Origin of the sequence: Actinomadura sp. K4S16 (genome assembly GCF_008327685.1) — a bacterium.
Classification (GTDB): Bacteria; Actinomycetota; Actinomycetes; order Streptosporangiales; family Streptosporangiaceae; genus Spirillospora.
Map to the genome: position 1 here is coordinate 799,277 of NZ_BDDE01000010.1, position 22,684 is coordinate 821,960.

The window sequence follows — 22,684 nt, forward strand, 5'->3', positions numbered from 1 at the left end:
ACTCGCCCGTGACCGTCCCCGGATATCCGTTTCCCGGAAATTGACGTGGCGATCATGGGCGGCCGCGGCACTGATCGTTAGCGTGGGTCGCGTCGTGGACATCTCACTTCTTCTCTCGATGACCGACCGGGTGACCGCCCTGGCCACGCCGTCGGCCATGCACCCGGAGTCGTGGCAGCTGTGCGCGCAGGTCGAGGCCTGGGCCCGCGGCCGCGGACTGGTGCTCGGAGATCCGGACACCTCCCCGCTCGGCCGGGCCCGCTGCGAACGGCTCGCCGCCCGCGTCCTGCCGTCCGCCGACCTCGCCGCCGTGGACCTGTTCGCCCGCTGGCTCACCTGGACGCTGGCCCTGGACGACACGCTGGACCACCCGCCCCTCGCCGACAGCGGCAGCGCCGTCCATGCGCTCTACGACGACCTGCTGCGCGCGATGCGGCGCGGCCACGCCCGGCCCGGCGCCCGCCCGCTGGAGGCGGTGCTGGTGGAGCTGTGGCAGGCCACGTCCAAGGGGATGAGCCGCGACTGGCGCCGCCGCTTCATGCTGCATCTGGAGGCTCATCGGGACGGCTGCGCCGAGGAGGCGGTCAACCGGCGGATCGGGCACGTCCCGACCGAGGCGGAGTACCGGTCGCTGCGCCGCCGGGCGTGCGGCCCGTTCCTGTTCGACCTCATCGAGGCCGTCCTCGGCGTCGAGCTGCCCGCACGGCTGCTGCGCACGCCCCGGTGGAAGACCCTCGCCGACGGCGTCGCCGACGCGGTGGCCTGGGCCAACGACCTCGCCTCGCACGACATGGAGGCCGCGCGCGGCGACGTCCACGACCTGCCGTCGGTCCTCGCCGGGGAGCACGGGCTGGACGCGGCGCGCGCGGCCGCCCTGGTGGCCGACCGGATCGCGGAGCGGCTGGAGGAGGCGTGGTCGGCGGCGCGCAGCCTGCCCGCGATGCTCGACCGGCTGGACCTCACGGTCGCGCAGCGCGCCGCCGCCGCACAGGTCGTCAAGGTCCTGCTCGACACGCCGCGCGCGCACATGGACTGGCTCGCCGAGTCCGGCCGCTACGGTCCGGACGCCTCCCCGGCGCCGCCGCGCCTGGACGCGCTCGCGTCGCTGCGCTGAGCGCCGGCGAGGGCGTCCCCGGCCGGCGTGCGGACGTACAGGACCCGGCGGCCCATGCGGTGCCCGGTGACGAGGCCGCAGGCGCGCAGCACGCCGAGGTGCTGGCTGACCGCGCCCGCGGTCACCCCCGTCCGCCTCGCGAGGTCGGTGGTGGAGGCGGGCGTGGCGAGCGCCGCGAGCAGTTCGGCCCGGCGGCGCCCCATGAGCGCGGCCAGGGCGCCGGCGCGCGGCCCGTCCGCCGGCCCGGTCTCCCAGAGCGTCGCGACGCCGCGCGGCGGGTAGCTGAGCATCGGCTGGTAGGGCGGCACCATCACCGAGACCTGCGGCCACACGAACGCGCTCGGGACGAGCAGGATCCCGCGCCCGGCCAGCTCCCCGCGGAAGTCCCAGGGGCGGTCGACGGTGAGCGTCCCGGCGCGCCAGGAGACGGCCTCGTGCAGGTCGGCGAACACGCCCGCGGCGCCCTCGGCGGCGAGCGCGGCGCTGCGGCGCAGGACGTCCCCCTCCAGGAGGTCGCGGATGCGCGGCCAGAACGGCTCCACGGCGGCCTCCCAGTACCGTTCGAGGAGGTCGGCGAGCGTCTCCAGGGCGCGGGCGGGATCCGCGGCCATGGCGCGGCGGGCGGGAGCGAGCCGCCTGCCGTGCCCGGTCCAGGTCAGTTCCGCGGCGACGACCTCGGGCGGGGCGGCGCGCACGGCCGCGAGCTCCGCGCCGAGGTCGGGCAGCGGCGTGTCCGGGGGCGGGGTGAGGAAGTCGGGGATGTACCCGGCGGGCGAGACGACCTCCAGCAGCGGCTCGATGCCGAGCCCGCGCAGCCGGGGCCGGACCCTGCGCACCCACGGCAGGTGGAGCGCGTGGCCGGACGGATCGGCGAGCACCCGCACGCTGCGCACCATCTCCCACAGCGGTGAGAACGCGAACCGGACCCGCGCCACGTCGTCCGGCGCGAGGACGAACTCGATCATTTAGTACAGACTAAATAAATGTCTCGGCGCGCGCGAGGCCCCCACCATCGTGAAAGTGACCACTCTGGAAGAGACTCCTGTCGGTCCCCCTCCCGGCAGGTTCGCGGCGTTCCTGCGCCCCCGTGTCGGCGGCTTCCCCCGGACCTACTGGGTGCTGTGGGCGGGCACCCTGCTCAACCGCCTCGGGACCATGGTCGAGCCGTTCCTCGGCCTCTACCTGACGACCGTGCGCGGGCTGTCGCTGGCCCAGGCCGGTGTGGCGATGGCCGTCCTGGGCGCGGGCTCGCTCGTCGGGCAGCTCGCGGGCGGCGCGCTCGCCGACCGCTTCGGCCGCCGCGTGACGCTGACGTCCGCGACCGTCGGCACCGGCGCGGCCATGCTCGCGCTCGGCTACGCCCAGGGCCTCGCCGCGATCCTCGCGGCGGCGCTGGTGCTCGGCCTGCTGCTGGACATGTACCGGCCCGCCGCGCAGGCGATGGTGGCCGACATCGTCTCCCCCGCCGACCGCCCGCGCGCGTTCGGGCTGCTGTTCTGGGCGGTCAACCTCGGCTGGGCGGTCGCCATGGTGCTCGGCGGGACGCTCGCGCAGGAGGGCTTCCTCTGGCTGTTCTGGATCGACGCCCTCACCTGCGCGGCGTTCGGGCTGCTCGTGTGGCGGGCGGTCCCCGAGACCCGCGTCCGGGACGTCCACGCGGGGCCGGCGGGCGGGTTCGGCCGGGTGCTGCGCGACCGGGTGATGGTCGGCTACGTGCTGGTCACCCTCGTCTACACGTTCGTGCTCATGCAGGGCATGACGACGATGCCGCTCGCCATGAGGGAGGACGGGCTCGGCCCGCGGTCCTACGGCCTGGCGATCGCCGCGAACGGCGTGCTGATCGTGATCGTCCAGCCGCTGGTGAACGCGTGGCTGGCCAGGCGCGACCACACCCTTGTCCTCGTGGCCGGCTTCGCGATGGTCGGGGTCGGCTACGGGCTCACCTCGCTCGCCTCGTCGGTGGCCGCCTACACCGCGACGATCCTGGTGTGGACGCTGGGGGAGATCACCGCCGCGTCCGTCCTGCAGGCCGTGGTCGCCGACCTCGCGCCCGCGCCCCTGCGCGGCCGGTACGGCGGCCTGTACGGGATGGCGTGGTCGGGCGGCTTCCTGCTGGCGCCGCTCGGCGGCACCCAGCTGCTCGGCGCCGGCGGAGGGCCCGCACTGTGGCTGACCTGCGCGGGTCTCGCCCTCGCGGCCGCCGCGGCGCAGCTCGCGCTCGGCCCCGCGATCCGGCGACGGCACGCCGCCGTGCTCGACGCCCACTTTTCGTCAAAGTGACGAAACCGGGTCCGGGGTTCTACCCTTGGACCGTGGCACAACTCAGGATCGCTCTCGCACAGGTGAACTCGACCGTCGGCGACCTCGACGGCAACGCCGACCAGATCGTGGCGTGGACGCGCCGCGCCGCCGAGGCGGGCGCGCACCTCGTCGCATTCCCGGAGATGATGCTGACCGGCTATCCCGTGGAGGACCTCGCGCTCCGCACGTCCTTCGTCGAGGCGTCCCGCGACGTCCTCGAAAGCCTCGCCCGCCGGCTCGCCGACGAGGGCCTCGGCGACCTGCCCGTCGTCACCGGTTACCTCGACTGCCCGCCCGTCGGCGAGGGCAAGGCCCGGCGGCCCGGCGCCCTTCCGCTGAACGCCGCCGCATGGCTGCACGGCGGCGGGGTGGTCGTCCGCTCCGCCAAGCACCACCTGCCCAACTACGGCGTGTTCGACGAGTACCGGATCTTCGCGCGCGGCGACCGGCTGCCGGTCGTCCGGGTGCACGGCGTCGACGTCGCCACCGTCATCTGCGAGGACCTCTGGCAGGACGGCGGCCCGGTCGGCGTCACCCGGGCCACCGGCGCCGGCCTGCTGCTGGCGGTCAACGCCTCCCCCTACGAGCGCAACAAGGACGACGTCCGCCTCGAACTGTGCGCCGACCGCGCCCGCGAGGCCGGCTGCGCGCTCGCGTACGTCAACCTGGTCGGCGGCCAGGACGAGCTCGTCTTCGACGGCGACTCCGTCATCGTCGGCCCGGACGGCTCCCCCCTGGCCCGCGCCCCCCAGTTCGTCGAGCACCTCCTCGTCGCCGACCTCGACCTGCCCGCGGCCGGCCCCGCCGCCGACGAGGGCCCCACCCGCGTCGACGCCCAGGACGGCACCACGATCACGATCGAGCGGCGCGTCCTGTCCGCCGACCCGCTGCCCGCCTACCCCGCGGAGGCGCCGACGGTCGCGCGGCCCCTGGAGGACCTCGCCGAGGTGTACGCGGCGCTCGTCCTCGGCACCCGCGACTACGTCCGCAAGAACGGCTTCCGCTCCGTCGTCCTCGGCCTGTCCGGCGGCATCGACTCCGCCCTCGTCGCCACCATCGCCTCCGACGCCATCGGCCCGGAGAACGTGCACGCCGTCCTGCTGCCGAGCCGCTACTCCTCCGAGGGCTCCGTCGTGGACGCCGAGGAGCTCGTGAAGCGGCAGGGGATCAACTCGCGCATCGTCCCCATCGCCGGAATGGTCGAGGCCTTCGAGGAGCAGCTCGACCTGCACGGCCTCGCCGAGGAGAACCTCCAGGCCCGCATCCGCGCCAACGTCTGGATGGCCCTGTCCAACGAGCACGGCCACCTCGTCCTCACCGGCGGCAACAAGAGCGAGCTCGCGACCGGCTACTCCACCCTCTACGGCGACTCCGCGGGCGGCTTCGGCCCCATCAAGGACGTCTTCAAGCTCACCGTCTGGGAGCTCGCCCGCTGGCGCAACACCCAGGTGGGCTCGGACTCGCCGCTCCTGCACCCCTTCGAGCAGGAGCCCGTCCCCGAAGCGATCATCGTCAAGGAGCCGTCCGCCGAGCTGCGGCCCGACCAGCGCGACCGCGACACCCTCCCCGAGTACGCCCTCCTCGACCCGGTCCTGACCGACTACGTCGAACGCGACATGGGCCGCGACGCCCTCGTCGCCGCCGGCCACGACCCCGCCCTGGTCGAACGCGCCATCCGCCTCGTCGACATCGCCGAGTACAAGCGCCGCCAGTACCCGCCCGGCCCCAAGATCACCCCAAAGAACTTCGGCCGCGACCGCCGCCTCCCCATAACCAACCGCTGGAGGGAGAAGTGTTAGCCCAGGGGTCTGTGTTCACCCAGGGGGACGACCCCCTGGAACCCCCGTCACGACGCAGGCGATCCTCACGCCGCCGTCGCGGTCTCTGTGCCTGTTGCGGCTTGTGCGGCGTCGCTGCGGTCGCCTGCGTCGGCGGGCACGCGCGTTCCGCTCGCTGCACTCGCTCCACGCGCCTGCCCGCGCTGCGTTCACCCAGGGGGGCGACCCCCTGGAACCCCCGTCACGACGCAGGCGATCCTCACGCCGCCGTCGCGGTCTCTGTGCCTGTTGCGGCTTGTGCGGCGTCGCTGCGGTCGCCTGCGTCGGCGGGCACGCGCGTTCCGCTCGCTGCACTCGCTCCACGCGCCTGCCCGCGCCCCGGCTGAGCACCAAGTCCAAGAGGGTGTGAACCGTCCACGCCCCACGCTCTTGGTCCAACCCTCTTGGACGTGCACACCTTGACGCTCTTGGATGTGCCAGCTGTGGCGCTCTTGGAGTGGACTTGAGCGACGGCGCGGGTCGGGCGGCCGGAAGGCGCTCTGGCGCCTGGAGGTCGCCCGACCCGCCGAGCCGGGCGACCGCAGCGCCACGACACGAACCCGCACGGGCACAACCCACCGAAACCGTGGCGTGAGGATCGCCCGGCTCGCAACGGGGGTTCCAGGGGGTCGCCCCCCTGGGAAGACACCGCCCCCCTTTACTCTCTGTGGTGGAGTTCGCCGGGCCAGGCCTCTTCGGGCCAGGCGGGGACCTGTTCCGAGGCGTCGGGGTCTACGCCGGGGACGATCTGCTCGCACCAGACGACCTTGCCGGCGGCGGTGCGGCGGCTGCCCCAGCGGTGGGCCAGCTGGCTGACCACCAGCAGGCCGCGGCCGTTCTCGTCGTCGTCCTCGGCGCGGCGGAGGCGCGGCAGGGCGGCGGAGCGGTCGAGGACCTCCACGACGAGGGTGCGCTCCAGCAGGAGGCGCAGCTCGATCGCGCCGGGGGCGTAGCGGAGCGCGTTGGTGATGAGCTCGGACGCCAGCAGCTCGGTGGTGTAGTCGAGGTCCTCCAGGTCCCATTCCGCCAGGCGGGCGCGGACGAGGCCGCGGGCGCGGCGGACGGCGGCCGGGTCGGCGGGCAGCGTCCAGGAGGAGTAGCGGTCGGCCGGGAGGCGGCGCAGCCGGGCGATCAGGACGGCGATGTCGTCGCGGTGCTGGTCGGCGTAGACGCCCGCGAGGGTGGTCTTGGCGAGGTCCTCCATGGAGCGGTCGACCGAGTCGCGCCCGAAGATCTTCTGGAGGCGGGCGAGGCCGTCGTCGATGTCGCGGCCCCGGTTCTCGACGAGGCCGTCGGTGTAGATGACGAAGAGGCTGCCGTCCTCGACGGTGAACTCGCGGCTCTCGATGGCGGCGCCGCCCGCGACGCCGAGCGGCGGGGCGGGCGGGACCTTCAGGTACTCGTTGTCGCCGGTCGGGCTCGCCAGCAGCGGCGGCAGGTGCCCGGCCGAGGCGATCTCGATGGTGCCGGTGGTCGCGTCGTAGACCGCGTACACGCAGGTGGCGAAGTGCGGCTCCTGCTCGCCCAGCTCGATCATCAGCTCGTGCATGACGTGCAGGGCGTCGGCGGGCGGCAGTTCCAGGTTCGCGAGCGTGTGCAGGGCGGTGCGCAGCCGGCCCATGGTGACGGCGGCGCGGACGCCGTGCCCGGCGACGTCGCCGACGATCAGGGCGACGCGGGCGCCGGGCAGCGCGATCGACTCGTACCAGTCGCCGCCGACCTCGACGAGCTTGCTGCCCGGCAGGTAGCGGTGCCGGACCTCGACGGAGGACGGCGCGGACAGCCGCAGCGGCAGCAGGCTGCGCTGCAGCGCGAGCGCGGTGGCCCGCTCGCGGCTGTAGCGCCGGGCGTTGTCGATGACGATGGCGGCGCGGGCGGCGAACTCCATGCCGATCTCGACGTCGTAGGCGTCGAACTTGCGGAACCCGGGGATGCGGGTGCAGGCGATGAAGCCGAGCAGCGTGTCGCTGGCGATCATGGGCAGCAGCACCATCGACACGTTGGACAGCAGCTCGCCCGCCGGGCCGCGCCGCCACAGCCGGGCGATCTCGCTCGCGGCGTCCACCTCGATGTGCGGCAGGTGGACGGGCCGCGCGGTCTCCATCACCTGCCGGTACGGGGTGCCCTCGGGGAAGACGAGCACCTCGCCGACGGGGAACGTGGAGGTCCAGGCCGGGTTGCCGTCGTCGGAGGTGACCGCGATGCGGCGCAGCACCGCCGAGCCGGACTCGGTGTGCACCTCGTCGGCGGCGACCAGGCTCTCCAGGACCAGCACGGAGGCGGCGTTGCAGAAGTGCGGGACGACGACGTCGACGAGGCCGCGGGCGGACTGGTCGAGGTCGAGGGTCGCGCCGAACCGGGTGAGCGGGTCGTCCATCAGGGCGCGCCGCATGAGGGCGGGGTCCTGGTAGCGCTCGCTCGGCGGCAGCTCGACCCGGACGAACAGCAGCGCGGAGGGCGCCGTGCCCGGGCCGCCGCCGAGCATCGGCTGCACGGTGACCAGGGCGTCGGCGGACGCGCCGCCGTCGCCGCGCAGCACGCCCATCACGCCGTTGCGCTCCTGGCCGGCGTCGTTGGCCTCCAGGAGCGTCTCGAGCTCGGCCTTCGCCTCGTCGCCGACCAGGTCGGTGGCCGGGCGGCCGATCAGGTCCTCGGGGGCACGGCCGAGGACGGCCTTGGCGTTGGGGCCGCACTGCACGATTCGCCGGGCACCGTCGATGCCCAGGACAAGGGTCCGGGACGCCGAATCGGTGGCGGGGGCATCGCCTCGCGGCGCCATGACGGATCTCACGTGACGCGCTCCAGACAGCCGGTCGTCTCACCACTACCCAGCGACAGTATGGGGCATGACGCAGCGGTAAGGGGAGAAGATCGCGCTTACCGCGCCGAAAACCGCTCGTCGTCCGCTTCCGGACGGCCTTCGCGGGCGCTGCCGATGCCCTCGAAGAGGGTGTCGACGACCGCCTCGGCGTACCCCTCGGGGAACGTCTCCTGGGGCCGCTTGGCGGTCAGCGAGCCGAGCAGCAGCGACATCGCGACCTCGACGTCGAGGCCGGCGCGCAGCTCCCCCGAGTCGACCCCGCGCTGGATCACCCTGCGGACGACGTCGCGCCGCGGCTCGATGACGTCCTGCCGGTAGCGGGCGTACAGCTCCGGGTGCTTCTCCGCGCCGCCGACGACGTTCCAGAAGCACCGGGAGTAGCGGCGGTGCCGGTCGCCCGCGAGGCGCCGCGCGATCTCGGTGAGGTCCTCGCGGACGGACGCGCCGGACGGCTCGGGCAGCGGCTCCTTCACGGCGCCGAGCGCGTGCACGATCAGCGCCTCCTTGCTGGGCCAGCGCCGGTAGATCGTCGTCTTGCCGACGCCGGCGCGGGCGGCGACCGCCTCGATGGAGACGCCCGCCACCCCCGACTCCTCGGCCAGCAGGTCCAGGGTGGCCTCGATGATGGCCTTCTCGGCGCGCTCGCTGCGAGGCCGCCCCGCGTGCCGCCGCTCGGTCCCGGTCATGATGCCCTCACCCTGCCACACCGGCCCCGTCACACGGCTGCCTTCTCCGGGCGCCGCCCGGCCGGCGCCGGCGCCTGCTCGGGCGCCGCCGCGGCACCGCGTCCCGGCATCCACTTCAGGACGACCAGGGCGCCGAGGAAGGAGATCACGGCCGCGGCGACGGACGCGGCGTGCATGGCGTGCACGAAGGCGGCGTCGGCGGGGCCGACCAGGCCCTGCCCGGCGGGGCCCATCTGGGCGGCGACGGCGTGCGCGCCCTCGATCGACTCGGCGGCGGCCTGCCGCGCGCCCGCGGGCAGCGCGGCGAGCTCGTCGCGCAGGTCGCCGCGGTAGACGGAGGCGACGACGGAGCCGAGCACGGCCACGCCCATCGCGACCGCGACCTGGCGGGCGGTGTTGTTGATGGCCGATCCGGCGCCGGCCTTCTCGCGCGGCAGCGCGGACATGACCGACTCGGTGGCGGGCGGCATCACGTTGGCCATCCCGACGCCCTGCACGAAGAAGATGGCACCGAGGATCCACATGGAGGTGTGGACGCCGACGAACTGGTAGCTCGCCAGCGCGGCGGAGACCAGCAGCAGCCCGGCGGTGCAGACCGCCTTGGCGCCGTAGCGGCGGACCATCGCGGCGCTGCGCGGCGCGAAGGCGAGCTGGGCGACCGCGAACGGCAGGACCATGGCGCCGGACTGGAGCGGCGTCAGGCCGCGCACCGACTGCATGTAGAAGTTGGCGAAGAAGAACACGCCGGTCGCGGCGAAGAAGCACAGCGCGATGGACGCGACGGCGGCCGACATCCGCGCGTCCTTGAACAGCCGGACGTCGAAGGCAGGGGACGCGGTGCGGGCCTCGTGCCACACGAACAGCGCGAGGAAGGCGGCGCCGGCGAGGATCGGGCCGAGCACGGGGAACTGGAGCCAGTCGCCCTTCTCGCCGCCCTGGATGATCCCGTACGACAGGACGACCAGGCCGATCACCGACAGCACCACGCCGACCGGGTCGAGCCGGCCGGGGGCGGGGTTGCGCGACTCGGGGACCAGGAACGCCATCAGGAGGACGCCGACCGCGATGACCGGCACGTTGATGAGGAAGACCGAGCCCCACCAGAAGTGGGCGAGCAGCAGGCCGCCGGTGAGCGGGCCGATGGCGACGCCCAGGCCGACCGCGCCGGCCCAGATGCCGATGGCGCGGGCGCGCTCGTGCGGCTCGAAGACGTTGGTGATGATCGACAGCGTCTGCGGCATGACCGCGGCGCCGCCGAGGCCCATCAGGGCGCGGGCGTAGATGAGCTGCTCGGGCGACTGCGCGTAGGCCGAGGCCAGCGAGGCGAGGGCGAACACCGCCATGCCGCCGACGAGCACGCGCTTGCGGCCGATCCGGTCGCCGACCACCCCGAAGGTGAACAGCAGGCCGGCGAAGACGAGCGTGTAGGAGTTGATCGCCCACTCGAGCTGGCTCTGGGTGGCGCCCAGGCCCTTGTCGGGGTCGGCGATGGTCTTGAGCGCGACGTTGAGGATGGTGTTGTCGAGCACCACCACCAGCAGGCTCATGGTCAGGACGCCGAGGATGTACCACCGGCGCCGCTGGATCGTCTGGGGGTCCATGTCGATACGCAACGGTATCGTTTCGGAATCTCTTCCCGCTCCGGCGAAGAAATTTTCGGAATGGGGAGGGGTACCCGAATCGTTGGTCAGGTGGCACCATCGATTCCGTCTGGGTACGCCACAGTGGCGCCTCAAGACCAGCGGAGGTTCTGCATGTCTTCTTCCGTCCCATCCCCGGCGCAGCCGACCGCACTCTACGGCGGTACGAGCGGGCGCAGGGTCACCGTACGCGACATCGCGGCGGCCAAGGAGCGGCACGAGAAGTGGCCGATGCTCACCGCCTACGACGCGCTCACCGCGCGGGTCTTCGACGAGGCCGGCATCCCCGTGCTGCTCGTCGGCGACTCCGCCGCGATGGTCGTCTACGGCTACGACTCGACCATCCCCGTCACCGTGGACGACCTGATCCCGCTCACCGCGGCCGTCGTCCGCGGCTCCAAGCGCGCCATGGTCGTCGCCGACCTGCCGTTCGGCTCGTACCAGACGGGCGTCGCCGACGCGCTGAGAACCGCCACCCGGTTCCTCAAGGAGACCGGCGCGCACGCCGTCAAACTTGAAGGAGGACGCCGCGTCCTCCCGCAGGCCGAGGCGATGGTGGCGGCCGGCATCCCGGTGATGGGCCACCTCGGCCTCACCCCGCAGTCGGTGAACGCCTTCGGCGGCTACCGGGTGCAGGGTCGCGGACAGGACGGCGACGAGCTGATGGCCGACGCCAAGGCCCTGGAGGCCGCGGGCGCGTTCTCCGTCGTCCTCGAATGCGTCCCCGAGGACCTCGCCGCCCGCGTCACCGCGTCCCTGTCCATCCCGACGATCGGCATCGGGGGCGGCGGTCACACCGACGCTCAGGTCCTCGTCTGGCAGGACATGGCGGGGCTCACCCCGCACACCGCGAAGTTCGTCAAGAAGTTCGCCGACATGAACACCCTGCTCGGCGAGGCGGCCCGCACCTTCGCCGACGAGGTCGTGGGCGGCGTCTTCCCGGCGCCCGAGCACACCTACCACTAGCCCGCGCGGGCATCGGCGCCGAACGGGCCCACCCCCGCACGGCCGCGCCGTCACCGGCGCGGCCGTGTGCCGTTCCCCGCGCGGTGTGACGTTCGCTACTGGTCGGGGTCGGAGCGGACCGGCTCGGGCCGGGGCCGCCCGCCCTCGTGGACCTGGCCGTCGCGCGGCGGCGGGACGCGGCGCGGGGCCGCGTCGTCCGCCGTGATCTCGTCGCGGAGCGTCTCCACGGCGGAGCGCAGCACGTCGGGGCCGGCGACGTTCATCAGCAGCAGCCCCAGGTTGAGGGCCATCTGACCGTCGGTCATCTCGCTGCCGGCGAGGGCGTCCACGGCCGTCCGCAGGTCGGCCTGGTCCTCGGCGGGCACGTTCTGCAGCAGGCCGAGGCAGTACGTCGGCAGCGCCAGCCGCGCCTTGGCGAACGAGACGCCCCGCATGATCTCCCCCGCCTCGTGCGCGCGGGTCTTGGCCTGCATCCGGTCGACGCCCCGGTCGGCGGCGGCCAGCAGCGAGGTCAGCAGCGTGCTCGGCCCGACCGCGACGTCCTCGTCGCCGACCCGGACGGTGAACACCGCGCTGCGGAACACCATCATCGAGCCGAGGCTCGCCACGAGCACCTGCGTCGCCTCCGCGACGTGCGCGGACTGGACGCCGAAGCGCCAGTCGAAGGTGTGCAGGAGCAGCAGCGAGCCCGCGCCCGCTCCCCCGTTGATCAGCACGTACGCCCAGGTGCTCGGCACCCGGACCAGCGTGGTGGGCCGGTCCCGGTACCGGCTGACCAGCTCGGCGATGCCGACGAGGCAGCTCAGCGAGACGGCGACGACGTATCCGATCATCGGGCCGCGGTCACTCGCCGGTCAGCCGGACGACCTCGTCGATCTCCCGCTCCACCGCGACCAGGCCGCGCTCGCGGAGCGTGTCGACGGCGCTCGCGACCTCCAGCAGCCCGAGCCGGGTCGCGTGGTGGATCTGCTCCAGCGACATCGGGCCGTTGGCCGCCCGCAACTGGGCGAGCACGCGGCGACACGCGTCCTCCGCGCCGGGCTCGATGTAGCCGGCGACGCCGGGCTCCCCGGCGGGGGCGGCCCCGGGCGCCCGCACCGCGTCGTTCCGCCCGGAAGGGGCCAGGAACGCGCTCCACGGGTCTGCCGACCGGTTCTCTCTCATCTCCACCCTGCCTGTCGCCACTCCGATGGTATGTCAGGAGTAGGACGCGGCGCAGGGCGAAACCGCTCCCGCCCGCGTCAGGAAGTCCGCTCCCCCGGGTCGTCCGGGGCCTCGGACCCGTCGGGCCCGGACGGGCCGCGGCGCCGGCCGAGGGACCGCGCCACGATCAGCAGGTCGCCGGGTTCGAGGACGGCGCAGCCGACGTCGTCGAACGGCAGCAGCCGGCCGCCGCGGACCACCGCGAGCGCCGGGTCGCCGACCGCGCCGAGCGAACGGCCGACCTCCTCCGGGAGGACCTCGCGCTCCACCAGGTCGAGGCCGCTCCCCTGGTCCAGCAGGTCCTCGATGACCTCGCCGACGTTCGGCTGCGTGGTGGAGACCCCGAGCAGCCGGCCCGCCGCCTCCGACGAGGTCACCACGTGGTCGGCGCCCGACTGCCGCAGCAGCGGGGCGTTCTCCGACTCGCGCACCGCCGCCTGGATGCCGGCGCGCGGGTTGAGCTGCCGGGCGGTCAGGGTGATCAGCACGGCGGTGTCGTCGCGGGCGCTCGCCACCACGATCTCGCGGGCGCGCTGGACGGACGCCTGCTTCAGCACCGAGCTGCGGGTCGCGTCCCCGACGATGCCGACGAATCCCGCCTCGGCGGCCTCGGCCACCACCCGCGGGTCCGGGTCCACGACCACGATCGACTCGGGCGGCACCCCGGTGCTCAGCAGGGTCCTGATGGCGCTCCGGCCCTTCGTGCCGTAACCGGCCACCACGACGTGGTCGCGCACGCGTGCCCTCCAGCGGGACTTTCGCCAGTCGTCGCGGGTGCGCTCCGCCAGCACCTCGAGGGTCGTGCCCACGAGGACGATGAGGAACAGCACCCGCACGGGCGTGATGAAGACGATGTTGACGAACCTCGCGCCGTCGCTGACCGGGGTGATGTCTCCGTACCCGGTCGTCGACATGGTCACCGAGGCGTAGTAGAAGGCGTCCAGCAGCGACAGCCGCCCGCCGCCGCTGTCACGGTATCCGTCGCGGTCGAGGTACACGACGGCCACGACGAGGAACAGCAGGACGAGCGCCAGCCCGACCCGCTTCGCCACCGCCCGCAGCGGCCCCGTCCTGGACGACGGCAGCATGACGAGCGGCCGCCGCGCGGCGTCCGAGCCGTTCATTCCGGCATCATCCTGGCACCGTACCGGTCCGCCCCGGTCAGACGTCCGTGATCCGGAGCCCGGCGTGGGCCTTGTAGCGGCGGTTCATGGAGATGAGGTTCGCGGTGAACGCCTCGATCTGGTGGGCGTTGTGCAGCCGCCCGCCGTAGACGCCGCGCATCCCGGGGATCCGCCCGGCGAGGGCCTGGACGAGGTCGGTGGCCTCCCGGTCGTTGCCGAGCACCAGGACGTCCAGCTCCATCTCGTTCACCTCGGGGTCGAGCAGCAGCCTGGCCGACACGTGGTGGAACGCGGCGACGATCCGGCTGTCCGGCAGCACGGCGGCGGCCTGCTCGGCGGCGCTGCCCTCCTCGACCGGCAGCGCGAACGCGCCCTTGCCCTTCTCGAAGCCGAGCGGGTTCACGCAGTCCACGACGATCTTGCCGGCCAGCTCGGCGCGCAGCGACTCCAGCGTGGCCTTGTGCCCCTCCCACGGGACCGCGACGATCACGACGTCGGACCCGCCGGCCGCGACCGGGTTCTCGGCGCCGGAGACGGGCAGGTCCGCGCCGAGCTCGTCGGCGGCGGCCTGGGCGCGCTCGGCCCTGCGCGACCCGATCGTCACCCGGTGCCCGGCGAGCGCGAACCGGCGCGCGAGGCCCTTGCCCTGGTCCCCCGTCCCGCCCAGGATGCCGATGGACAGGCCGCTCGCGTCAGGGAGGTCGTAGGGCGTCTTCTGCTGCTCAGTCATGCGGCCGAGTCTGCCAGGCGCGGGTCCGGGCGCCCGCCGCCGGGTCGGCTCCGGAAAAGGGCCTGCACCGGCCGCCGCGTGAGGCACCATGGTGCCCGTGGACGCCGAGCAGATGACGATGTTGCGCGAGGTCCTGTCGACGACCGGCTGGCTGGAGCGGACCGAGGAGTTCGGCCGGGCGCTGCGCGTCACCTCCCGGACCCCCGGTGGGCTGCTGCTGGTCGGCACGCCCGGGGGCGACCCGTGGCATCTGGCGGCGCACCTCGACGACGAGAGCCGGCTCGGCGGCGCCCCGGGCCTCGCCCCCACGCTGGTGCGCTGGGAGCCGCCGGCCGGGGCGCCCGCGCACTTGCGGATCGGGCTGGAGCGGCTGGAGGCGGCGCGGCGCGGCGAGACGCTGTTCGTCGTCGCCGAGGACGAGGCGCCCGTCCCGCTGCTGGAGCGGGTCGACGACGCCCGCCGCACCGGGGCGACCGTCCTCGCGCTGGAGGGCGGCGACCGGGAGCTGCGCGGCCTCGCCCACGAGGCGCTGACCGTCCCGCCTGACGAGGCCCTCATGTCGTTCGACGGGGCGCAGCACCTCGTCAGCGCGGCCGCGGGCCGGGAGCCGGCGCGGACGCCGCGCGGGCTGCGGCGCCGCCTCGCCCGGCTCCTCGACGCCGTCTCCGGCCCGGTCCCCGACTAGTCAGTCCTCGTTCTGCCTGCGCCACGCCTCGTTGCGCTCGCGGGCGATGGCCAGGGCGTTCGCGGCCTCGCCCTCGGTCTTGTACGGGCCCATCCGGTCCTTGCCGGGGCAGCCGGCCCCGTGCTCGACCTTCATGTGCTTCAGGCAGAACCACCAGTCACCGTCGTCACCGGCCATGGGCGCTCCTCTCGATCATGCGCTGGCACGGGATTGTTGCCCGGACCGCGCTGACTACACTCCATCACTATGACGACGCAGTTGCTCCGGCCTGGACGCGTTTCCCCGATGCGCAAGGTTCCCTCGAACATTCCGCGCCCGGAGTACGTGGGGAAGAAGCGGCCGCGGACGGGCGAGCCCGACGTCAAGTCGCCCGAGACCATCGAGCGGATGCGGGTCGCCGGGAGGATCGCCGCGCAGGCGCTGGAGGAGGTCGGCAAGCACGTCCGCCCGGGAGTCACCACCGACGAGCTGGACGCCATCGGCCACGAGTTCATGCTCGACCACGGCGCCTACCCCTCCACGCTGGGCTACCGCGGGTTCCCCAAGTCGCTGTGCACCTCGATCAACGAGGTGATCTGCCACGGCATCCCGGACGACACGGTCCTGCGCGACGGCGACATCGTCAACGTCGACATCACCGCCTACATCGGCGGCGTGCACGGCGACACCGACGCGACGTTCCTGTGCGGAGACGTCGACGAGGAGTCGCGGCTGCTGGTGGAGCGCACCCGCGAGGCGGCGATGCGCGGCATCCGCGCGGTCAAGCCCGGCCGGGCGCTGAACGTGATCGGGCGGGTCATCGAGTCCTACGCCAAGCGGTTCGGGTACGGGGTCGTGCGCGACTTCACCGGGCACGGGATCGGCACGACGTTCCACTCCGGCCTCGTCGTCCCCCACTACGACGACCCGGGCGCCACGACGGTCATCGAGCCGGGCATGACGTTCACGGTCGAGCCGATGCTGACCCTCGGCACCCCCGAGTACGACATCTGGGCGGACGGCTGGACGGTCGTCACCAAGGACCGTCGGCGCACGGCGCAGTTCGAGCACACACTGCTGGTCACCGACGACGGCCACGAAATCCTCACCCTCCCGTGACCCACACCTCGATCTAGAGTCCGATTCGCCCCACATCCGGCCGGGAGACTCTCAAGAGATGAACGCCCCAGCGCCGTACGAGCCGAGGGTGCCGTCCGACACCATGCCGCCGGGGCGGGCGGCGCTGAGCGTGACGTGGGCGGCGCTGCCGTTCCTGAGCCTCGGCTTCGCGACGCCGTTCACGTTCGCCGCCGCGCTGCTGTGGCGGCGGAGCCTGCACCTGCTGGTGTCGACGGTCGCCTACGCCGGGGTGTTCGCGCTGCTGCTGTCCATGCTGTCCGCCGCCGACGACCGGGGCAACGTGCGGTTCGCCGGCATGCTGATGGCCGTCCTGGCGGTGGTGGGCTGCGGGCACGCCTTCCTCATCCGGCGGGGGGTGTTCGACCCGCACGGGCTGTCGGGCGTCGACAACGAGGCCGTCGTGGAGCGGGTCAAGCGGCAGCGGCTGCTGCGGGAGAAGGCGCGGGAGCTGGCCGCGTCCGACCCGGGCCTCGCCAAGGAGCTGCGCATCGGACGGCCCGACCTGCCGCGCCAGTACAACGACGGCGGGCTGGTCGACGTCAACCACGCGCCCGCGGAGGCGCTGGAGCTGCTGCCCGGCATCACCGCGGAACTGGCGGACAGGATCGAGCGGGTACGGGCGGAGACGGGCGGGTTCCTCTCCGCCGAGGAGCTGTCCGCCGTCGCGGGGCTGCCGCCCTCCCTCACCGGCGATCTGGCCGACTACGCCGTCTTCATCCGCTGATCGCGGGTATGCAGCGGGCGTGACCCCGAAGAAGTCCGCGAAGCGCTCCTCTCCCCCGGCCCGCGAGGGCGACCGGCTCGCCGAGTACCGGGGCAAGCGGGATCCGGGGCGGACGCCGGAGCCCGTCCCCGAGGACGCGGCGGTCCCGCATGCCGACAAGGCGCTGCCGCGCGGGAACGACGACACGTTCGTCATCCAGGAGCACCACGCGACCAGCCTGCACTGGGACCTGCGGCTCGAACGCGACGGCGTGCTCGTCTCGTGGGCCGTGCCGAAGGGCCTGCCGTGGAGCCCGGAGACCAACCACCTCGCCGTGCACACCGAGGACCATCCCCTGGAGTACGCCGCCTTCGAGGGCGAGATCCCGCGCGGCGAGTACGGCGCGGGCAGGATGACGATCTGGGACCGCGGGACCTACGAGACGGAGAAGTGGTCCGAGCGCGAGGTCAAGGTCGTCATCCACGGCTCGCGCGTCTCCGGCCGCTACGTGCTGTTCAGGACGCGCGGGAAGAACTGGATGATCCACCGGATGGACCCGCCCGCCGACCCGGACGCCGAGCCGCTCCCGGGGTCGCTGCGCCCGATGCGGCCGCAGGAGCGGGCCCGCCTGCCCCGCGACCCGCGGGCGTGGGGATTCGAGTTCGCATGGGGCGGCAAGCGGATGGCCGCCTATGTCGAGGGCGGCCGGACGCGGTTCACCGACGGGCGGGGCCGCGACGTGGACGGCCCCGGCGGGCTCGGCTCCCGGCTCGGGGCTGAGCTCGGCGTCCGGCCCGCGCTGCTGGACGGGGAGCTGGCCGTCCTCGACGGCCGCGAGACCTACATGGTCTACGACGTGCTGCACCTGGACGGGCATCCGCTGCTGGACGTCCCGTACCGGGAGCGGCGGGAGCGGCTCGACGGCCTCGGCCTGTCGGGGCCGCGCTGGCAGACTGCCCCCTGGTTCCCCGGCGACGGCGGTGCCGTCCTGGACGCGGCGCGCGAGCAGGGGCTGCCCGGCGTCGTCGCCAAGCGCCTGGACTCCCCCTACGAGCCGGGCGAGGAGTCCGGCGCCTGGCGCTTCATCCCCTCCTGACCTAGTACGCCACTGTGATCCGGCGCTGGACGGCGTTGCCCTTCTCCAGCTCGTCGACCAGGGCGACGGCGTAGTCCTCGGCGCTGATGCGGCTGTCGCCGCCGGCGTCGGTGAGGAGCCGGTCGCCGCCCAGCCGGAACGTGCCCGTGCGCTCGCCGGGCGCGATGACCGCGGCAGGCGAGATGAACGTCCAGTCCAGGTCGCCTGCCTCCGTCCGGATGACGCCGAGCTGCGCGGCCGCGGCGAGCGCCTCGCTCTTGTAGAGGGCGGGGAACTCGGGGGTGTCCACCAGCCGCACCCCGGGCGCGGCCTCCAGGCTTCCCGCGCCGCCGACCACGACGAGGCGGCGGACGCCGGCCCGCCGCAGGGCGTCCAGGACGCCGCGGGTGACGGCCAGCAGGGGCCCCTCGGTCTCCGAACCGTCCCGGGGCGGCGGCACGCTCAGCACGACGGCGTCGTGCCCCTCGGCCAGCCGGGCGATCGCGGCGGCGTCGCCCGCCTCGGCCCGGGCCGTCCCCTCGTTCCCGCCGCGGGTGACACCGGTGACCTCGTGACCGCGGCCGCGGGCCTCGGCGGCGATCCGCCGGCCGACCATGCCGGTCGCGCCGATCAGCAGAATCCTCATCGATGACCTCCTCGAACGTCGTCGTCGCCGCCGAAGGTATCTATCAGATACTGGTCACTTCAACGTGCCATAGGTACCCTATGGAAACTATGAAGGGCAACGCGTTCGACCCCGACTGCCCGACCCGGCTGATCCTGGACCGGATCGGCGACAAGTGGTCGGTCCTCGTCGTGCTCAGCCTGAGCGGCGGCCCCCGCCGGTTCACCGAGCTGCGCAACCTGATCGGCGGCGTCACGCCGAAGGTCCTCACCCAGACGCTCCGCGCCATGGAACGCGACGGCCTGCTCACCCGGACCGTCTTCGCCGAGGTGCCGCCGCGCGTCGAGTACGCCCTCACGCCGCTCGGCCACTCACTCCAAAAGCCCATCGGGGCCATTACCGAATGGGCCGAGGAGAACGTCGAGGCGGTCGTCTCCGCGCGGGAGCGGAACGCCGTCTGACGGCGGAACCGGCGGGTCCCTCCGCGCATCAAAGGGACGTGACGCCCCCTTCGGCGCGTCTTCGCCGAAAACGATCAGGAGCGGATTAGAGTCCCGCCCTGAGACGGGCGGCGATACGCGCTGGAAGGCGGGGGAACGGCACATGATGGGCAAGACGCATGCCCTGAGCGGCGCGCTGGCGTGGCTGGCCGCCGTCCCGATCATCGGGCAGGAGCGGCTGCTCGGCGAGCACGCGGTGGCGCTGTCGCCGGAGCAGGTCATGGCGGGCGCCGTGGTGTGCGCCGGCGCCGCGATCCTGCCGGACATCGACCACCACAACGGCCGGATCGCCAACACCTTCGGGCCGATCACGAACCACATGTGCAAGTGGATCGGGAAGGTGTCGGGCGGGCACCGGCACGCCACCCACTCGATCCTGTTCGCGGTCGGCATCGGCTGGGCGATGGACACCCTCGCCACCCACTACATCTGGGCCTGGTGGGCCTGCCTGTTCATGATCGTGGGCCTCGGGCTGCGCGGCGTCGGGCTCGACTTCGAGGGTGCGGAGCCGCAGTCGGCGCTGGCCGACTGCGCACTGGCCCTGATCGCCGTCTGGCTCATGCGCAACATCGACATGAGCTTCGTCGGGTTCGCGGTGACGCTCGGCTGCCTGGCCCACGTCGCCGGCGACTGCCTGACACCGCGGGGCTGTCCCGTTTTCTGGCCGCTGCCGTGGCGGGTCGAACTGCCTGTCATCCCGCGGACGGACGGCAAGGTGGAGCGATGGGTGGTGATGCCGGTCCTGGTCCTCGGCATCGCGATCCTGACCGTCCGGTCCGTGCTCGGCGACATCACCGCCCAGTGGCTGACGCGGGGCTGATCATCCGAGCATGTCGGAGAAATCCTCGCAGGTCAGGACCCTCCATTCGTTCCTGGTCGAGCTCAACGTGCTCCACAGGTTGACGTTCTGGATGCCCTGGATGGTCTGCCCGGTGCACGCGATCTGGGCCATGGCCGTCCGCGACCACCTCCTCGTCCCGGTCTTCCGGTCGGCCGGCCGGACGACCAGCTGGGCACGACGGCCCACCGGGGTGGACACGTCGTCGACCGAGTACGCGTCGAGCCGTTCGTGGACCTCGGTGCGCAGCCCCATCAGCCGCTCCCGTTCGGTCGGCGGCACGGTGAGCTGCTCGATGGCCAGGTTCGCCTGGCCGGGCAGCCCGGGCCTCGTCACCGGGACCAGCTTGCCGCCCCGCCCGGGCTCGCCGCCCCGCACGAGGTAGACGGTGATCGCGGCGGCGTGCGCCTGCGCCATCGGCGGATCTCCCGCGGCGATGATCCCGGTCGGCCGGATCCCGCAGCCGGCCACGGCGGCGCAGGACGCCGCCGCCAGGAGCGCCCGCACCCGGTGCCGTCGCCTCATGGGCCCTCGCCTCCTTCTCCGTCGGGCAGCCACAGGGTGAACACGGCGCCGCCCTCCGGCCCGTTGGCCGCCTCCAGGGTGCCCCCGTGCAGCAGGGCGTTCTCCTTCGCGATCGACAGGCCGAGTCCGCTGCCCTCGCTGCGCGAGCGCGCCGCCTCCGCCTTGACGAACCGGTCGAAGACCACGGAGACCACGTCGTCGGGGAGCCCGGGGCCGTGGTCGGCGACCACGACCCGGACGCCGCCGGCCTCCGGGTCCTCGGGCCGTCCGAAGCGCAGCGAGACCGGCGGGCGCCCGTGCTTGAGGGCGTTGCCGGCGAGGTTGGCGACGATGACGTCGAACCGCCGCGGGTCCAGCCGGACGAACAGGTCCGCGGGGCCCTCCACCGCCACCTCCTCCCGCCAGCCGCGCGCGTCCAGGGTGGCCGCGACCGCGTCGGCGACGTTGACGTCGTCCAGGACGAGGGCGGCGGCGCCCGCGTCGAACCGGCTGATCTCGATCAGGTGCTCGACGAGCTGGACGAGCCGCCGCGTCTCCTCCGCGACGAGCCGGACCGCGGCCCCGTCGCCGCCCTCCTCCGCCTCCTCGGCCAGCACGCCCGTCATGGCGATCATCGAGGTCAGCGGCGTGCGCAGCTCGTGGGAGACGTCGGCGACGAACCGGCGGGACGCGGCCTCCATCGCCCGCAGCTCCGTCACCGTCCGCTCCAGCGCCTGCGCGGTCCGGTTGAAGGTGACGGCGAGGTCGGCCAGCTCGTCGCGGCCCCGCACCCGCACGCGGGTTTCCAGCCTCCCCTCGCCGAGCGCGCGGGCGGCGGCGCCGAGGCGGCGCACCGGGCGCAGCACGCCCCCGGTGGCCAGCAGCGCGAGGCCGAGCGCGGCCGCCAGCGCCGCGGCGTCCGCGATCAGCAGGGTGCGGGTGAACAGCCCCAGGTCGGCGGCCTCCCGGCGCAGGCTCGCGGTGACGAACACCATCGGCGGCGTGGTCCGCGCCGGCTCGTCCACCGTGGTCTCGTAACCGGTGACGCGGGCGCCGACGAGCAGGTAGGGATCGCTGCCGAACGCCCTGTCGTGCTTCACGACGCGCTGGAACACCACCCCCCGCATCGCGCGCCGGGCGAACTCGCGGGTGACGACGACGTTCAGGCTGCCCGGGGGCGGAAGGGAGACGCCGCCGTCCAGGCGCAACGGCACCGCCACCGCCTCGCGTCCCGGGCCCGAGCCGAGCGCGTCCTTCAGGGCCGCGGCGACCAGGGGTTCCGCGTCGGGCGGCAGGTTGGGCGGGACCTGCTGGGCGAGGGCGGTGCGGACGTCGTTGAGCACCGCGTCCTGGGCGCGCTGCAGCATCACCCGCCGCAGGAGCACGTAGGAGATGCCGGAGGCGAGCACGGACGCCAGCAGCGCGACCGCGGTGAACGCGGCCGCGAGCCGCATCCGCAGCCCGAACCGGAGGCGCCTCACGGCGCCGTGAACCGGTAGCCGAAGCCCCGGACCGTCTCGATCAGCCGCGGTTCGGCCGGCTCGTCCTCGATCTTGGCGCGGACGCGCTGCACGCAGGCGTCCACGAGCCGCGAGTCGCCCGGATAGGTGTGCTCCCACACCTCGGCCAGCAGGTGCTGGCGGGTGAGGGCCTGGCCGGGCCGCCGCGTCAGCTCCAGCAGCAGGCGCAGCTCGGTCGGGGTGAGGCGCAGGTCGGCGCCGTCCTTGGTGACCTTCAGCGAGGTCCGGTCGATGACCAGGTCGCCGTAGACGGACCGGTCCATGCGGGTCTGGTCGGCGCGGCGCAGGACCGCGCGGATCCGGGCGTCCAGGACGCGGGGCTCCACGGGCTTCACCACGTAGTCGTCGGCGCCCGCCTCCAGGCCGAGGACGACGTCGAGGTCGTCGCCCCGCGCGGTCAGCAGGATGACCGGCAGCGGGTCCTCCCGGCGGATGCGGCGGCACACCTCGATCCCGTCGATGCCGGGCAGCATCACGTCCAGGATCGCGATCTCGGGACGCCGCGCCCGCAGCGCCTCCAGCCCGTCCTCGCCGGTGGCCCGGGACGTCACCCCGTGCCCCTGACGGGTCAGCGCCAGCTCCAGCGCCGCCCTGGCGGACGGATCATCCTCGATGAACAGAATGCTCGCCACCCGCACATTATCGGCCGCTCTCGATCATCTGGCCGTTCGTGTCACGAGATCCGGACATCACCGGCACACGATCATGACAGC

23 protein-coding genes are annotated in these 22,684 nt (G+C 73.6%); 10 read left to right on the forward strand and 13 right to left on the reverse strand.

Annotated elements, in window-relative coordinates:
• Nucleotides 1-94 precede the first annotated feature (94 nt).
• Nucleotides 95-1,114: a terpene synthase family protein gene (locus K4S16_RS04490; RefSeq protein ID WP_149257476.1), complete on the forward strand. Its 1,020-nt coding sequence runs from the start codon at nt 95-97 to the stop codon at nt 1,112-1,114.
• Here K4S16_RS04490 and K4S16_RS04495 read toward each other — a convergent pair.
• Nucleotides 1,054-2,079: a DUF5937 family protein gene (locus K4S16_RS04495; RefSeq protein WP_149257477.1), complete on the reverse strand. Its 1,026-nt coding sequence runs from the start codon at nt 2,077-2,079 to the stop codon at nt 1,054-1,056. The genes K4S16_RS04490 and K4S16_RS04495 overlap by 61 nt on opposite strands.
• A 55-nt stretch (nt 2,080-2,134) precedes the next feature.
• On the opposite strand from K4S16_RS04495, the gene K4S16_RS04500 reads away from it, so the two are divergent.
• Entirely contained in the window at nt 2,135-3,394 is a 1,260-nt protein-coding gene (locus tag K4S16_RS04500; protein WP_308800779.1) for an MFS transporter, read from the forward strand.
• A gap of 32 nt (nt 3,395-3,426) precedes the next feature.
• Nucleotides 3,427-5,214 carry an NAD+ synthase gene (locus K4S16_RS04505; protein WP_149257478.1) on the forward strand — a complete coding sequence of 596 codons (1,788 nt, stop codon included), beginning with the start codon at nt 3,427-3,429 and terminating at the stop codon, nt 5,212-5,214.
• Nucleotides 5,215-5,890: 676 nt separating this feature from the next.
• Here the strand turns inward: K4S16_RS04505 and K4S16_RS04510 are convergent.
• The 3 genes from K4S16_RS04510 to K4S16_RS04520 all read right to left on the reverse strand — a co-directional run bounded on the left by K4S16_RS04510 (nt 5,891) and on the right by K4S16_RS04520 (nt 10,340).
• Nucleotides 5,891-8,023, reverse strand: a complete 2,133-nt coding sequence (locus K4S16_RS04510) for a SpoIIE family protein phosphatase (RefSeq protein WP_235036562.1) — start codon at nt 8,021-8,023, stop codon at nt 5,891-5,893.
• Nucleotides 8,024-8,109: 86 nt separating this feature from the next.
• The gene (locus tag K4S16_RS04515) at nt 8,110-8,739 is read right to left on the reverse strand and encodes a TetR/AcrR family transcriptional regulator (RefSeq protein ID WP_149257479.1); all 630 of its coding nucleotides are present in this window, start codon (nt 8,737-8,739) and stop codon (nt 8,110-8,112) included.
• A gap of 29 nt (nt 8,740-8,768) precedes the next feature.
• Nucleotides 8,769-10,340: an MFS transporter gene (locus tag K4S16_RS04520; protein WP_149257480.1), complete on the reverse strand. Its 1,572-nt coding sequence runs from the start codon at nt 10,338-10,340 to the stop codon at nt 8,769-8,771.
• Between the two features lie 153 nt (nt 10,341-10,493).
• On the opposite strand from K4S16_RS04520, the gene panB reads away from it, so the two are divergent.
• Entirely contained in the window at nt 10,494-11,345 is an 852-nt protein-coding gene (gene panB / locus K4S16_RS04525; RefSeq protein ID WP_149257481.1) for a 3-methyl-2-oxobutanoate hydroxymethyltransferase, read from the forward strand.
• Between the two features lie 95 nt (nt 11,346-11,440).
• On the opposite strand, the gene K4S16_RS04530 is transcribed toward panB, so the two are convergent.
• From K4S16_RS04530 to npdG, 4 genes are all read right to left on the reverse strand, one after another.
• A complete protein-coding gene (locus K4S16_RS04530) occupies nt 11,441-12,178 on the reverse strand; it encodes a hypothetical protein (RefSeq protein ID WP_235036563.1) in 738 nt (245 codons plus the stop codon).
• 10 nt (nt 12,179-12,188) lie between these two features.
• Nucleotides 12,189-12,509: a hypothetical protein gene (locus K4S16_RS04535; protein WP_149257482.1), complete on the reverse strand. Its 321-nt coding sequence runs from the start codon at nt 12,507-12,509 to the stop codon at nt 12,189-12,191.
• A gap of 77 nt (nt 12,510-12,586) precedes the next feature.
• Nucleotides 12,587-13,672: a TrkA family potassium uptake protein gene (locus tag K4S16_RS04540; protein WP_149257483.1), complete on the reverse strand. Its 1,086-nt coding sequence runs from the start codon at nt 13,670-13,672 to the stop codon at nt 12,587-12,589.
• Between the two features lie 37 nt (nt 13,673-13,709).
• Complete coding sequence (gene npdG / locus K4S16_RS04545) at nt 13,710-14,402, reverse strand: NADPH-dependent F420 reductase (protein WP_149257484.1); 693 nt, start codon at nt 14,400-14,402, stop codon at nt 13,710-13,712.
• A gap of 88 nt (nt 14,403-14,490) precedes the next feature.
• On the opposite strand from npdG, the gene K4S16_RS04550 reads away from it, so the two are divergent.
• A complete protein-coding gene (locus K4S16_RS04550) occupies nt 14,491-15,087 on the forward strand; it encodes a hypothetical protein (protein WP_149257485.1) in 597 nt (198 codons plus the stop codon).
• Here the strand turns inward: K4S16_RS04550 and K4S16_RS44950 are convergent, their stop codons facing one another.
• Nucleotides 15,088-15,264: a hypothetical protein gene (locus K4S16_RS44950; RefSeq protein ID WP_200841684.1), complete on the reverse strand. Its 177-nt coding sequence runs from the start codon at nt 15,262-15,264 to the stop codon at nt 15,088-15,090.
• A 69-nt stretch (nt 15,265-15,333) separates the two neighbouring features.
• On the opposite strand from K4S16_RS44950, the gene map reads away from it, so the two are divergent.
• Genes map through K4S16_RS04565 form a run of 3 tightly spaced genes read left to right on the forward strand, consistent with a single transcriptional unit; the run spans nt 15,334 to nt 18,005 of the window.
• Nucleotides 15,334-16,185 (forward strand): type I methionyl aminopeptidase, encoded by an 852-nt coding sequence (map, locus tag K4S16_RS04555; protein WP_149257486.1) that lies wholly within the window; start codon nt 15,334-15,336, stop codon nt 16,183-16,185.
• Nucleotides 16,186-16,243: 58 nt separating this feature from the next.
• Nucleotides 16,244-16,930: a helix-hairpin-helix domain-containing protein gene (locus K4S16_RS04560; protein ID WP_149257487.1), complete on the forward strand. Its 687-nt coding sequence runs from the start codon at nt 16,244-16,246 to the stop codon at nt 16,928-16,930.
• Nucleotides 16,931-16,949: 19 nt separating this feature from the next.
• The gene (locus K4S16_RS04565) at nt 16,950-18,005 is read left to right on the forward strand and encodes a DNA polymerase ligase N-terminal domain-containing protein (protein WP_149257488.1); all 1,056 of its coding nucleotides are present in this window, start codon (nt 16,950-16,952) and stop codon (nt 18,003-18,005) included.
• A 1-nt stretch (nt 18,006) separates the two neighbouring features.
• Here K4S16_RS04565 and K4S16_RS04570 read toward each other — a convergent pair whose 3' ends face one another.
• Complete coding sequence (locus K4S16_RS04570) at nt 18,007-18,630, reverse strand: NAD(P)-dependent oxidoreductase (protein WP_149257489.1); 624 nt, start codon at nt 18,628-18,630, stop codon at nt 18,007-18,009.
• An 89-nt stretch (nt 18,631-18,719) separates the two neighbouring features.
• Here K4S16_RS04570 and K4S16_RS04575 point away from each other — a divergent pair, with 89 nt between their 5' ends.
• Nucleotides 18,720-19,070 (forward strand): helix-turn-helix domain-containing protein, encoded by a 351-nt coding sequence (locus tag K4S16_RS04575; protein WP_235036564.1) that lies wholly within the window; start codon nt 18,720-18,722, stop codon nt 19,068-19,070.
• A 142-nt stretch (nt 19,071-19,212) separates the two neighbouring features.
• A complete protein-coding gene (locus K4S16_RS04580) occupies nt 19,213-19,929 on the forward strand; it encodes a metal-dependent hydrolase (protein WP_200841685.1) in 717 nt (238 codons plus the stop codon).
• On the opposite strand, the gene K4S16_RS04585 is transcribed toward K4S16_RS04580, so the two are convergent.
• The 3 genes from K4S16_RS04585 to K4S16_RS04595 are packed head-to-tail and all read right to left on the reverse strand — an operon-like array spanning nt 19,930 to nt 22,603.
• Complete coding sequence (locus K4S16_RS04585) at nt 19,930-20,472, reverse strand: hypothetical protein (RefSeq protein ID WP_149257491.1); 543 nt, start codon at nt 20,470-20,472, stop codon at nt 19,930-19,932. It abuts the gene before it with no gap.
• Nucleotides 20,469-21,932, reverse strand: coding sequence for a HAMP domain-containing sensor histidine kinase (locus K4S16_RS04590; protein WP_235036565.1), 1,464 nt, complete (start codon nt 21,930-21,932; stop codon nt 20,469-20,471). Before K4S16_RS04590 ends, K4S16_RS04585 begins: the two co-directional genes overlap by 4 nt.
• A complete protein-coding gene (locus K4S16_RS04595) occupies nt 21,929-22,603 on the reverse strand; it encodes a response regulator transcription factor (protein ID WP_160160848.1) in 675 nt (224 codons plus the stop codon). Before K4S16_RS04595 ends, K4S16_RS04590 begins: the two co-directional genes overlap by 4 nt.
• Nucleotides 22,604-22,684: the final 81 nt, after the last annotated feature.

Bases quoted from the DNA above. Each gene is read 5' to 3' on its own strand.
- K4S16_RS04520 (WP_149257480.1), bottom strand. From the start codon at position 10,340: ATGGACCCCCAGACGATCCAGCGGCGCCGGTGGTACATCCTCGGCGTC.
- K4S16_RS04580 (WP_200841685.1), top strand. From the start codon at position 19,213: ATGATGGGCAAGACGCATGCCCTGAGCGGCGCGCTGGCGTGGCTGGCC.
- K4S16_RS04560 (WP_149257487.1), top strand. From the start codon at position 16,244: ATGAACGCCCCAGCGCCGTACGAGCCGAGGGTGCCGTCCGACACCATG.
- map (WP_149257486.1), top strand. From the start codon at position 15,334: ATGACGACGCAGTTGCTCCGGCCTGGACGCGTTTCCCCGATGCGCAAG.
- K4S16_RS04515 (WP_149257479.1), bottom strand. From the start codon at position 8,739: ATGACCGGGACCGAGCGGCGGCACGCGGGGCGGCCTCGCAGCGAGCGC.
- K4S16_RS04570 (WP_149257489.1), bottom strand. From the start codon at position 18,630: ATGAGGATTCTGCTGATCGGCGCGACCGGCATGGTCGGCCGGCGGATC.
- K4S16_RS04585 (WP_149257491.1), bottom strand. From the start codon at position 20,472: ATGAGGCGACGGCACCGGGTGCGGGCGCTCCTGGCGGCGGCGTCCTGC.
- K4S16_RS04550 (WP_149257485.1), top strand. From the start codon at position 14,491: ATGGTGCCCGTGGACGCCGAGCAGATGACGATGTTGCGCGAGGTCCTG.
- K4S16_RS44950 (WP_200841684.1), bottom strand. From the start codon at position 15,264: ATGGCCGGTGACGACGGTGACTGGTGGTTCTGCCTGAAGCACATGAAG.
- panB (WP_149257481.1), top strand. From the start codon at position 10,494: ATGTCTTCTTCCGTCCCATCCCCGGCGCAGCCGACCGCACTCTACGGC.
- npdG (WP_149257484.1), bottom strand. From the start codon at position 14,402: ATGACTGAGCAGCAGAAGACGCCCTACGACCTCCCTGACGCGAGCGGC.
- K4S16_RS04535 (WP_149257482.1), bottom strand. From the start codon at position 12,509: ATGAGAGAGAACCGGTCGGCAGACCCGTGGAGCGCGTTCCTGGCCCCT.
- K4S16_RS04495 (WP_149257477.1), bottom strand. From the start codon at position 2,079: ATGATCGAGTTCGTCCTCGCGCCGGACGACGTGGCGCGGGTCCGGTTC.
- K4S16_RS04530 (WP_235036563.1), bottom strand. From the start codon at position 12,178: ATGATCGGATACGTCGTCGCCGTCTCGCTGAGCTGCCTCGTCGGCATC.
- K4S16_RS04540 (WP_149257483.1), bottom strand. From the start codon at position 13,672: ATGAACGGCTCGGACGCCGCGCGGCGGCCGCTCGTCATGCTGCCGTCG.
- K4S16_RS04575 (WP_235036564.1), top strand. From the start codon at position 18,720: ATGAAGGGCAACGCGTTCGACCCCGACTGCCCGACCCGGCTGATCCTG.